Raw genomic sequence first — 11,968 nt, 5'->3', positions numbered from 1 at the left:
GCTCGCAATCAGCAGCGAGGAGGCTGCCATGGCAGGACAGCAACGACGACGTGGACGCCGCGAGGCGGTGGTGTTCATCGCCGCCGCCGTGATCATCGGGCTGACCGTCGACGGACCGTTGGGGAGTTCGATGAGTGAGACTGCGCACGCCAGCGCCGACGAGCGGACGTCGTTCGCGACGAGCGGCGTCGATATCGACGAGATGCTCGCGCGGCCGCTCGAGCCCGGGGTTCCGGTCGGCTACAGCGAGGACCTGTTCGCGCTGTACTCGCCCGGGTGGGGTTTCGACACCGATTCGATCAGTCGCACCGGCATCGCGGCGAACCATCGCATGCCGGTGACGGTGTCGTCCTCAGGGGCGACGATCCCCGTCGGGTCGGCGACAGCTCGCCCGAGTCAGGTGACCTCAGAGAGCGGCGAAGCGCGCGTCTCGCGAAATCTGGTGACGCCCGACACCGCGGTATCGGCGTCGTACACGAGCGTGTGGGACCAGCTCAGCCAGGTGAATGACGGCGTCGTGTCCTACGGAGAGACGCCCCGCAACCGCTGGTCGAACTGGGCGAGTCCACTGCGGACAGGAGAGGAGTGGATCGTCGTCGAACTGCCCCAGGTGCCGGTCATCTCGTCCGTGGAGGCGCTGGTCTACGCGGATTCCGGAGACACCCAGGCGCCGGCCGCGCTCGGGGTCGACGTCTGGACCGGTGCGTGGACCGCGGTGACGAGCCTGTCGGCGATGCCCGCCTCCCCTGCCAGCGGCGAGAACACCCTGAGCTTCGAACCGGTCACGACCGCGCGAGTGCGCGTGCGCCTGACCCCTCAGCCGGGGCGAGCGGTCAGTCTGACCGAGATCCGCGTGAACGAGCATGCGGCGGATTCCGGGCGGATCCCGCTGCGGGTCGCGGGGCGGAAGTACATCTCCGACAGGAACATCGCCTCGGTCGTCCTCGACCTCAGCAACACCGGGGAGGCGCCGCTGGACGCTGCGATCTCCGCGTCCAGCCCATCAGCGGGGAACGTCGACGGGGTGACGCGGGTCGGCACAGGCAGCGGCTTCCAGACCGTGCTCGGCGGCGAGGGCTTCGTCCCTGACTCCGCTGCCGGCATCGCCCGATCCATCACGCTCGCTCCGGGAGCATCGGTGCGCGTGCGGATCGGGTTGGCCTTCGGAGAGAGCCGCGCCGCCGCCGTCAGCGACCTGGAGAGCTTCTTCGCTGATGCAGACCCGGGCGCGACACAGAAGCGCACATTCCTCGCCTGGTTCTCTGACAACGTGCCCTACTTCGATGCACCCGATCCGGAGTTCCTGCGTACGTACTACTTCCGGTGGGTCACTTACCGGAACCACCTCCGCAAGACGCAGGACGGTTCGTACATCGTCAGCGAGTTCCTGCCGAACGTCTCCTGGGCGACGAAGGACAATGCGATCGCGGCCGGCGCCGGGCACCATCTCTACGAGGGGCGATGGGTTCGCGACCCGAAGTACCTCGATGACTACGAGACCTTCTGGTTCAGCGGCGTCGACCAGGGCCCGTACTCCGAATGGTTCGCCGACGCCTACAACGCGCGCCACGAGGTGCTGGGCAACGACCAGCTGCTGGTCGATCACGACCTCCTCGCGGCGCTCGTCAGCAACTTCGAGGACTGGGAGAACGGCAGCAAGGACGGCACCGGTCTCTACTCGATCGCCGACAACCCCGACGCCATGGAGAACTCCATCTCCGGGTTCGGCCCGAACTACCGCCCGACGATCAACAGCTACGAATACGGCGACGCGGTCGCCATCGCCGACATCGCCTCCCGGTTGGGCGAGACAGCGATCGCCGCGCGATTCCAAGCCACAGCGGCCGCGATCAAGCAGGCCGTGCAGGGCCAGCTCTGGGATGCCGACGACGACTTCTTCAAAGTCAGGGTCAAGTCCACCGGACAGCTGGCGGGCGTGCGCGAGCAGCTCGGTTACATCCCCTGGTACTTCGGCCTCCCCGACGACGACGCCGAGCACGCCTCGGCCTGGTCGCAGATCATGGATCCGCAGGGCTTCTTCGCTCCCTACGGTCCGACCACGGCCGAACGCCGCGACCCGGGATTCCAGCAGCGCACCGTGAACGTCGACTGCGAATGGAACGGCCCGTCATGGCCGTTCGCCACCTCGCAGACGCTCACGGGGATGTCGCGGCTCCTCCACGACTACCACCAGGACGCCGTCGACCGCGACGACTACTTCACCCTGCTGAAGAACTACTCATCGTCGCAACGGCGAAGCGGGTATCCGTGGATCGCCGAAGATCTGCACGCTGACACGGGTCAGTGGATCGCTGATTTCCCGCGGAGCCCCAACTACAACCACTCCACCTTCGCCGATCTCATCATCACCGGACTCGTCGGCCTGCAGCCGTCGTCGGGTGACGAGCTGACGATCGACCCGCTGCTGCCCGCCGGCACCTGGGACCACTTCGCACTCGAGAACGTGAGCTACCACGGCCACAACGTCTCGGTGATCTGGGATGCGGACGGGTCGCACTACGCCCAGAGAACGGGACTGCGGTTGTACCTCGACGGGCGCCTCAGCGCGAGCCGGGCCGAGCTCGGCGGGCTCACCGCCGACCTCCGTGCTCCGTACGCCCCGACCGCGACCGCCACCGGCGGCGACGGGTCGGCTCGGGTCGATGTCGAACCTGGCATGCCGGCGACGCCCGGACGCTTCGAAGTCGCCTACGGCACCTCGCTACAGGACCTGAGCTCGACGACGTCGATGTCGGGGCACTCCTCCGAGGTGCGCGGACTGCAGAACGGGATGACGTACTACTTCCGGGCCCGTCAGCTCATCGACGGCGCTCCATCTCCGTGGTCGATTGCGGTGACCGCGGTTCCGATGGCTGGGGCGGCACCGCCAATCCAGGGTCGCGACCCAGGCGGATCGAACACGGCGAGCGCCTCCGATCCTGGCTCCCGGCTGGCGACGACGGGACTGGATGGCGCGGCCGCACTGGGACTGGCCGCGCTCATGACATCGACGGGTGTCGCGCTCTTCATCGCAGGCAGAAGGCGAGCGGCGATCCGCGGGTGACCGGGCACGAGTCCACGGCCATGGAAGTCGATATCGACGCGGGCCCGTCCGCCGATGACCTTGAGGACGTTGCGGGCCGCATGGATAACGCCCCAGCCGACTCGAATGTGGTCGGAATGTGTTCAGAGTCTGGTCGAACGTCGCATCGACGCGGGCGAGACGACGTCCGGATCGAATGAGAGAAGCCTGGAACTACTGGGAAGTGGCGAGGGCGGAACCTGTGGAGCGGTCGGCAGCGTCGCACGGTGGCGTCAACTCACACGTACACCTCGGCCGCAGCGGCTCGGCAACCAGCGCGAGCTTCGTCCGTCAGTTCGACGGCATGCCGGCCTCGATTGATCTGTCCCTCGCTCGCGTCGGGGCGGACCCTGCAGCTGCCGTTGCGGATGAGGCGTGGACACGTTCGGTTGAGGCATTGCGAAAGTTGCTGGACTGCCGAACCGCCATCGTGCCTACTCCTCATCTCGCAGAGTTGCGCCGGTCGCGGCGGCGAGTTCGACGAGCTCGTGCTCGATGAGATTTCGCTCGAGCTCGCCTGCACGTCCGGTTGCGAACGCGACTCGGCGGAGCTGCCTTCCGATCGACATGGCTGTGATGAACAGGTCGTCGTCGACGGCGACATACTCGCCGCCATCGAGGATCCCCTCGTACATGGGCTCTCCCGTCTCGACCGATACCCGGCTGGGGCTCGCGCCGAGCGCCCCCGGTCGCGGAGTTCGTCGCCTGCCTGCACGCGGCGGCACGCGAACTTGCGGAGGGATGATGGGCCGGATGGAGCCCGAGCGGGCTCCCTCCCCGAGTCAGTCGCGGAGGAGGTAGGCGTCCACCTCGACCTCGACGAGCGTCGTCGCGCCGGCCAGCGCCGAGGTCCCGACGGTCGCCGTGACCGGACGGATGTCGCCGAACAGCTCGCCGTGCACGGCGCCGACAGCGTCGAAATCGCGCTCGAAGTCGGTCAGGTAGACCCGAGTGCGGATGACGTCGGCGAGCGTCGCACCGGCGTCGCCCAGGGCCTTCTCGATGCGCGCGAAGATCTCGCGGGTCTGCTCTTCGGCGGTCTCGCCCACCCCACCCGAGGTGGTTCCGGCGACGACGACGAGGTCGCCGACGCGGACGGCCCGCGAGTACCCCAGCACCGGCTCGCGCGGTGATCCGGAGGAGATGTTGATGCGGTCGGTGGTCATGCAGCGCTTCTTTCGCTCGGGTTCCGGACAGCAGAGGAGAGGGATGGGAGGGCGCTTCGGCTCACGCGCGCGCAGCCAGACGACCGGCGGTGCGCTGCCACCAGGGCGTCGCCGTGCGCGGGGCTCCGGCCTCGACGGTCGGCCGCGGCTCGCCGGGCTCGACGCCGAGCGCGGGCAGCAGCCCGGCGACATGATCGGCGATTCCGAGCGAGGCAGTCAGTCCCGTCGAGCGGATCGCGGCCACGTTGATCAGGCGCGGCTCGGCCGACGAACTGCCGATCACGTAGTTGCTGCCCCGACCGGCCGGCCGCAATCCGGCGTAGCTGAAGACCGGCTCGAGGCCCTCGAGCTCGGCGAACTGCGCGATGGCCTTCGGCAGGATCTCCGCGGCGGCCTCGGAACGCACAGACCAGTCGCCCTTGTCGACGAGGTCGCACGCGGTGGGTCCGGCGATCACCCGGCCGTCGACCGTCGGGAACACGAGCACCCCCTTCGTGCGCTTGGTCGGCACCGGCAGCAGGATCTGGTCGAGGCGGCTCGCTCCCGGGAGCTCGAAGACGAAGAATTCGCCCTTGCGCGGGAAGATCTCGAACGAGGTGTCGCCGACCATGGCGGCGATGTCATCCGCGTGCAGCCCCGCCGCGTTGACGACGACCTCGGCATCGATCGTCCGCCCACCTCGGAGCACGACCCGCAACCCGTCGGTCCGCCTGTCGATGCCGATCACCGCGCTGTCGAGCAGAACCGACCCGCCGGCGGCGACGGCCGAGGCGGCCAGCGCCGAGCTGAACGCGACGGGGTCGGTCACTGATTCGCCCGGCACGAGCAGCGCACCGTCGGTGGTCCTGATCTCGACATCGACGCCGTTGCGCTCCGCGTTCTCGGCGAGAGCCGCGATGACCGCATCGTCGCCCTCGGCGCGCGGCTGCAGTCGCGCGCCGACCGGCAGCACCGGCACGTCGAGCGCGGCCAGCACCGCCGGCCGCAGCTCCGCCGCTCGGAGGATCAACGCCGTCTCGAGCTCTCCGGCCGTCGAGTCGAAGCCGGTGTGGAGGATGCCGGAGTTCGTTCCGCTCGCGGCGAGCGCCAGTTCGTCGCAAGCCTCGATGAGGACCGCGTCGACGCCGCGGTGCGCGAGGGCATGCAGCACGGCGGTGCCGACGACACCACCGCCGATCACGGCGACCCGCGTGGTCGCGGTCGCGTCGTTCATGTCTTCTCCTTGGATCAGAGTCAGGGGCGTGGAGCGGACGGCGTCCGTCGCACGGAATCAGGCAGAGCGATGCGCGAACTCAGCGACGAGACGCGGCTCGGGGTCGTCGAGCCAGGGATAGATCGTGCGCGGGATGCGCTGGAACGGCAGCGTGCGCACCTGCGGCGCGGCGGCGCCCGGGGTGTCGGTCTCGGCGATCACCCCGGCGATCGCGGAGTAGCCGGCGCGGAACGAGGTGTTGGCCTTCACCACCACGAGGTCGCGCAGCAGGGGCTCGATGCCGAAGGCGCGGTAGAGCTGAGGGTCTCCGTTGCCCGCGATCGTGCCGCAGACGAGCACGTCGAGAGAACCGCAGCGGAGCACGGCCGCGCGACCGAGCTCGATGCGGTCGCCGGCGCTGCCGACGCCTTCGGGCACGAAGTCGCCGTCATGCAGGGAACGCACGTACCACTCGGCGTCCGCCGCTATCGCGCGCGGGTCGACAGACCCGCCGATGGACATCCGGAAGCGGGCGCCGACACCGGCCGCGAAGGCCGCGTGCACCGCGGCACGGTCGACCACCACGGTCGCGGCACGCACACCCGGACCACGCGCCAGCAGACGAGCGGCGACGGCCATGCTGTCGCCGGGCGCGCCGGCGTTGTTCGAGTCGGCGGAGTCGACGAGGATGACGGGTTTCGGTGTCGCCGGGTCCTCGGCGAGGTCGATGGTCTCGTCGATCGACCTGAGCCGCGGCTCGAAGTCGTGACGCGCCTGGTAGAGGCGCTGCGCGAGGTCGAGCGCGGCGCGGCGCGCTGCCTGCTCGGTCTCGGCGACGACGACGACCGACGAGTGGGGGTCGGGCAGGTCGAGCCAGGGCTGCATCTGGTAGATCGTGCAGTCGAGCACGCCCTCGATCCCGAGCATCGCCTCGGCATGATCGAGCAGCTCCCGGAACGGCCCGGCGAGCGAGTTGTATGCCGAGGCGGACACCATCATCGGCACCGGCACCCACGCCATCCACGGCCGCTGGCCGGTCAGGGCGCGCAACGCCAGCCGCGCGGCACGGCGCCCGGTTTCGACGAAGTCGACGTGAGGATAGGTGCGGTAGCCGCAGATCAGGTCGATCCGCTCGATCAGCTGTCGGGAGATGTAGCCGTGCAGATCGGTCGAGGCGGAGATCACGACCTGCTCGCCGACGACCTCCCGGATGCGGCCGACCACCTCCGCCTCGGCGTCGTCGAATTCGGTCGTCTGCAGCGCGCCGTGCAGCGACAGCACGATCGCGTCGAGCTGACCGGCCGAGTGGAGCACCGGCAGCAGACCCGCGAGGAAGTGCTCCATCACCGACTGGTCTGCCGTGCCCCCGCTCTGGGAGTACATCGCGGGGCCGAAGATGATGTCGTCGACCTCGGGCGCCGCATCGAGTGTCTCGATGATGCCCGCCATCGCGCACGCCTGATCGGCGAGGGCGGCACGCACCTCATCCGGCTCGAGGATCCACCCTGAGCGCCAGAAGTCGAGATCGGAGACGGCCGGACTCAGCGAGTTGCTCTCCTGACGGAACTCGGCGACGAGGACCCTCATGCGGTCAGCTCCGCGGTGTGGTGGATCGATGTGGTCATGCGGGTCCGTTCAGTTCGGTGAAGAGGTCGGCGAGTGCGGGGTGGATGCCGGTGTAGATGCGATGCAGTCGCGTGTAGATCTCGTGCGCCGCCGGGTCGGGGTCGAAGCGCGTCACCGATTGCTCGGTCCGATCCACTGACGAGAGGTCGGCGGCCTCGCCGAGTGCGACGACGGAACAGAACTGCGCTCCGATGACGCCGGTGTAGCGCGGCCTCTCGGGCACCTCGACGACCCGACCGAGCACGTCGGCGAGCATCTGCATCCAGACCCGGCTCGAGGCTCCCCCGCCGACCACTCGGACCGCATCGAGGCGGCGGCCCGTCTGCTGCTCGAAGCGCTCGAGCGAGCTTCGGTGCGAGTAGCAGAGGCTCTCCATGACGGCGCGAACCATGTGACGCCGGTCGTGGCGGGTCGTGAGGTTGAGGAACACGCCCTTCGCGTTCTTCGAGAGCGGCGGCAGCTCGCCGGTGAGCCAGTGGGTCGCGAGCAGGTCATCGGAGCCAGGCGGGATCTCGGCCACCTGTTCGTTCACCAGCTCCTGGATGGCCTCGTGCAGGTGCGCCTTCTCGGCGCCGTACACCTGCTCGACGATCCAGTCGTAGGCGAGGCAGCCGGTCTGAAGCGGGAACAGCACGGCCTCGCGATCGGCGGCGAGCTGGAAGGTGAGCGGCGCCTCCACGGTCTCGCCTGGTCGCAGCAGCGCGGCGAACCACGAGGAGGTGCCGAAGTAGAGGTGCGCGGCGCCGTCGACGACGGGGGCGGCGCCGACGGTGATCGCCGAGAGATCGCCGAAGCCGCCGAGCACCGGCGTGCCGGGAGCGAGTCCCAGCTCGGTCGCGGCGGGCAGCGTGAGACGTCCGACGATATCGGTGGAGGCGACAGCCGCCGGGAACCGCCCCAGGTCGTCGTCGAGATCCGCCGCTGCCAGGATCGCGCGCCGACGGTCGCCGACGGGCCCGTCGCCGGAGGTGACGAAGTCGTCGGAGATCTCGACCGAGGCGACGCCGGTAGCGCGCCAGCGGAGGTAGCCGGTGAGCCCGAGGATGAGCCGCGACCGTTCCCAGACCTTCGCCCGGTGACGTTTCAGCCACGCGAGCCGAGGCCAGTACTCCTGCCCGGTGCCGACGAAGAAGCCTGCTCGCTCGTTGATCTCGCGGGCTTCGGCCGTCGCCCGCCCGTCCATCCAGATGATGGCGGGATGCAGCACGTCACCACGCGCGCCGATCGGAACGATTCCCTTCCACGGTGCGACGAAGACCACCGTGCTGATGTCGTCGCCGCTCAGGCCGGCGGTCTCGAGCGCCCGCCGACCCGTCGCGGCGGCGAGGTCCCAGAGCATCTCGACGGCGAGCTCGGCCCATCCGGGCTCCGGCTGTGACACCGGGTAGCTCACGTCGGCGTCGGCGACGATGCGGCCGCCGTGCTGCACGACCGCGGCCTTCAGCGACGTGGTGCCGAAGTCGTAGGCCATGACCAGTGTCATGCGGGATCCGGCAGATCAGCCGGCGTGAGCACGGTCACCCCGGCGGCGCGCAGCTCGTCGAGCGCGCGCGGTTCGGCATCGGAGTCGGTGATCACGCCGGCGACGGACTGCAGCTCGCAGACGAAGCGGCGAGCGCGGGTGCCGAGTTTCTCGCTCGTCGCCAGGATGTAGGTCCGCTCCGCCTGAGCGATCATCAGCTGCTTCACGGCCGCGTCGTCGGTCGAGTAGTCGGTCATGCCGGCCTCGACGTGGATTCCGCCCGATCCGATGAAGGCGAGCGAGGCATTGAAGCCCTCGAGCTGGCTGAGCGCGTCAGGGCCGTAGGTGGTCATCTCGCCGACCCGCACACGACCTCCGACGAGATAGAGCTCCATCTCACGACGCTCGTTGAGGATGCCCCCGACGGCGAGGCTGTTCGTCACCACGCTGCCGGCGAACTCGGGGGGCAGGCTCGCCGCTGCGGCCTCGATGGTCGTTCCCACATCCATGAAGACGGTGTCATCGATCGACACCAGGCTGGCGACGATCGCGGCGATCTCGCGCTTGCGCTCGAGAGAGGTGGCGCTGCGGTCGCTGCGCTTGGGCTCGCTGGAGCGCACCGTCGACGCCATCGCTCCGCCGTGCACGCGACGCAGCTCGCCGGTCTGCTCGAGGGCGAGCAGATCGCGTCGAACCGTCTCGCCCGAGACGTTCAGTGCGGCGGCGATCTCGGCGGGCCGCAGGTAGTCGTTCTGCTCGGTGAGCTCGACGATGCGACGACGCCGCACCTCGGCGGGCTCCCGACGCGGCGCGGTCACTGGGCAGCACCCTTCACGGAGAGGATGCGCCGCACGGCGCCCCGCTTCTGGCTGAGTTCGTCGAGACCGGCCGCGATGACGAGAGCGGAGCCCGTGGCGATCGACTGCGCCCAGTAAGGCACATTGGTCAGCGTCATGCCGTTGCTGAGCACACCGAGGAAGAGCACCCCGAGCAGCACGCCGACCATCGTGCCGCGGCCGCCGGAGAAGGCGACCCCGCCGAGCAGCACGGCGGTGAGCACGTTGAGCTCCATGCCGTTGCCGAGCGTGGTGGGCGGCGCCGAGTCCAGTCGCGCCGCGAGCAGGATGCCGCCGATTCCGGCGGCGAGCCCGATGAGACCGTAGAAGAGGAGCGGCAGGCGCTTGGTGCGGATGCCCGAGAGGAACGCGGCGTCGGCGTTGACACCGATCGCGTAGACGTGGCGACCCGCAGCGGAGCGGTAGAGGAAGAGCGCTCCGAGTGCGAACACCAGCAGCGAGATCCACACCGCGATCGGCACACCGAACAGGGTGCCGCGTCCGAATACCCCGATGAGCTCGCCGAATCCGGCCGGCGGGTTCTGCTTCACGCCCTCGGTGATGCCGCGGTAGAGCTGCAGGGTTCCGAGCGTGACGATGATGGGGCTGAGCCGGGTATAGCTGATCAGCACGCCGTTGACGAGCCCCGCGACCGTGCCGAGCACCAGGGCGAGCAGCATCGCCGCCCACGGACTCCATCCGGCGTCGGTGATCTGCATGCCCATCGCGACTCCCGTCAGCCCGATGATCGAGCCGACCGACAGGTCGACGTAGCCCATGATCACCAGCACGGCCTGCGGCACGGCCAGGATCAGCAGCACGGAACTCGAGAGCAGGATGTTGCGGATGTTGCCGGCGGAGAGGAAGAGATTCGAGGCCGCCGAGAAGTAGGCGACCAGAGCGAGCAGTCCGATCAGGAGGGCGAAGCGCAGCACGATCGCGGTCCAAGAGCGCCGAGCGAGGCGGGGCGCGGGGGCGGTGGTGGTCACGGGTCTCCTCGAGTCGAGTCGTCGGGTCAGCGGATGCGGTCGTCGGTCAGACGAGCTCGTGGGCAGCGGACAGCAGGGCGCGTTCGGTGATGTCAGCGCCGCTCAGCTCGACGATCGCCCGGCCCTGATCGACGACGACGACCCGGTCGGCGAGCTTCACGATCTCGTCGGCGTCGGAGGAGGCGAACAGCACCGCGACACCTCGCTCGGCGAGCTGGTAGCAGGTCTCGTAGATCTTCTGCCGGGCGCCGACGTCGACTCCCTGGGTGGGCTCATCCAGAACGAGGACCCGCAGGTCGTCGTTCTGCAGCCAGCGCCCCAGCACGATCTTCTGCTGGTTGCCGCCCGAGAAGTCGCCGCCGTTGCGGCGCGGATCGGGCGGCTGCAGCTCGAGGCGTTCTGCCGTCGCGGCGAAGGCGGCGCGCTCGCGGCGCGCGACGCGCAGGGTTCCGGATGCGAGAGCGCCGAAGCTCGGCATGAGCATGTTCTCGCTCGCGTCGCGGGTGGCCCACAGCGCCTGGGTCGCCCGATCCGAGGGCACGAAGGCGAGGCCGTCGCGAATCGCGGCCGACGGTCGGCGGTTGCGCCGCAGCCGGCCGCCGATCGTGACGTCGCCGGCGTCGGCGCTGTAGCGACCGGCGATGGTCTCGAGCAGAGACGAGCGTCCTGAGCCGAGCACGCCGTACAGGCCGACGATCTCGCCGGCGCGGACGTCGAGGTCGATCGGGCCGAAGCGCGGTCCGCTCAGCCCGGTGACCGTCAGCGCGCTCTCGTCACGGCGTCGCGTGCCGACATCGGCGCCGTAGGCGGCGTCGACGGTGGTGGTCCCAGCGATCGCGGCGACGATCTGCTGCGGCCGGATCTCGCTCGTCGGTCCGGTGAGTGCGACGCCGCCGTCGCGGATGACGGTCACCCGGTCCGCGATGCGGTAGATCTCGCCGAGGCGGTGGGTCGTGTAGATGATTCGGGCGCCGGCGGCCTTCAGCCGCTCGATCTCGCTGAAGAGGCGCAGGGTCTCATCCTCGGCCAGGGCGGACGTGGGCTCATCGAGGATCAGCACCCGGATGTCGGTGCGGTGCCAGGCCTTCGCGATCTCGATGAGCTGCTTGATGCCGACCGGCAGCTGGCCGACCACGGCAGTCGGGCTCACGGGGATGCCGAACTGGTCGAGCAGCTGCTGGGTCTCGCGCCGCTGCCGCGCCTTCGCGACCAATGGGCCGGCGGGGATCTCACGGCCGAGGAAGATGTTGTCGCTCACCGAGAGCGAGTCGATGAGGCTGAGGTGCTGGTGGATCGTCGCCACTCCGGCCTCGAACGCGGCCGCCGGCGTCGTCGCATTCAGCGGCTCGCCATCGAGGTCGATCGTGCCGCCGTCGAATCCCTGCACGCCGCCGAGGCACTTGATGAGGGTCGACTTCCCCGCGCCGTTCGGCCCGAGGAGGGCATGCACCTCGCCGGGGCCGACTTCGAAGTCGATGTCGTGCAGGACCCGGAACGAGCCGTAGCTCTTGGATGCGGCGGAGATCGCGAGCGTCATGTCGGTGATCCTTGTCGTCTCGTTCGGGTCGATGGAGGTCTCGGGGGTGACGGGGCGGGCGCCAGGCGCGCCCGCCCC

General features: G+C 69.4%; 9 protein-coding genes. 1 reads left to right on the top strand and 8 read right to left on the bottom strand.

Translation table 11 applies throughout. The annotated features are described in order from the left end of the window. Positions 1–28: 28 nt before the first annotated feature. Entirely contained in the window at positions 29–3,064 is a 3,036-nt protein-coding gene (locus BJ979_RS05175; RefSeq protein WP_179565826.1) for an MGH1-like glycoside hydrolase domain-containing protein, read from the top strand. Between the two features lie 452 nt (positions 3,065–3,516). Here BJ979_RS05175 and BJ979_RS05170 read toward each other — a convergent pair whose 3' ends face one another. The 8 genes from BJ979_RS05170 to BJ979_RS05135 form a co-directional block, all read right to left on the bottom strand. Then, the gene (locus BJ979_RS05170) at positions 3,517–3,717 is read right to left on the bottom strand and encodes a hypothetical protein (protein WP_179565824.1); all 201 of its coding nucleotides are present in this window, start codon (positions 3,715–3,717) and stop codon (positions 3,517–3,519) included. A 147-nt stretch (positions 3,718–3,864) separates the two neighbouring features. After that, positions 3,865–4,248, bottom strand: a complete 384-nt coding sequence (locus BJ979_RS05165; protein ID WP_179565822.1) for a RidA family protein — start codon at positions 4,246–4,248, stop codon at positions 3,865–3,867. A 61-nt stretch (positions 4,249–4,309) separates the two neighbouring features. Beyond that, on the bottom strand, positions 4,310–5,461 hold the full coding sequence (locus tag BJ979_RS05160; protein WP_179565820.1) for an NAD(P)/FAD-dependent oxidoreductase: 1,152 nt from the start codon (positions 5,459–5,461) through the stop codon (positions 4,310–4,312). A 57-nt stretch (positions 5,462–5,518) separates the two neighbouring features. Next, on the bottom strand, positions 5,519–7,027 hold the full coding sequence (locus tag BJ979_RS05155; RefSeq protein ID WP_179565818.1) for a M81 family metallopeptidase: 1,509 nt from the start codon (positions 7,025–7,027) through the stop codon (positions 5,519–5,521). A gap of 34 nt (positions 7,028–7,061) precedes the next feature. Continuing rightward, positions 7,062–8,549, bottom strand: coding sequence for a xylulokinase (locus BJ979_RS05150; RefSeq protein WP_179565816.1), 1,488 nt, complete (start codon positions 8,547–8,549; stop codon positions 7,062–7,064). After that, positions 8,546–9,346: a DeoR family transcriptional regulator gene (locus tag BJ979_RS05145; RefSeq protein WP_179565813.1), complete on the bottom strand. Its 801-nt coding sequence runs from the start codon at positions 9,344–9,346 to the stop codon at positions 8,546–8,548. The genes BJ979_RS05150 and BJ979_RS05145 overlap by 4 nt, the downstream gene beginning before the upstream one ends. Then, positions 9,343–10,353, bottom strand: a complete 1,011-nt coding sequence (locus BJ979_RS05140; protein ID WP_179565811.1) for an ABC transporter permease subunit — start codon at positions 10,351–10,353, stop codon at positions 9,343–9,345. The genes BJ979_RS05145 and BJ979_RS05140 overlap by 4 nt, the downstream gene beginning before the upstream one ends. Before the next feature lie 46 nt (positions 10,354–10,399). Beyond that, positions 10,400–11,890: a sugar ABC transporter ATP-binding protein gene (locus tag BJ979_RS05135; protein WP_179565809.1), complete on the bottom strand. Its 1,491-nt coding sequence runs from the start codon at positions 11,888–11,890 to the stop codon at positions 10,400–10,402. Positions 11,891–11,968: the final 78 nt, after the last annotated feature.

Source organism: Schumannella luteola (assembly GCF_013408685.1).
Taxonomy (GTDB): domain Bacteria; phylum Actinomycetota; class Actinomycetes; order Actinomycetales; family Microbacteriaceae; genus Schumannella; species Schumannella luteola.
Note: the sequence above shows the minus strand (reverse complement) of the source record. Positions and strands in the feature narration are given on the sequence as shown.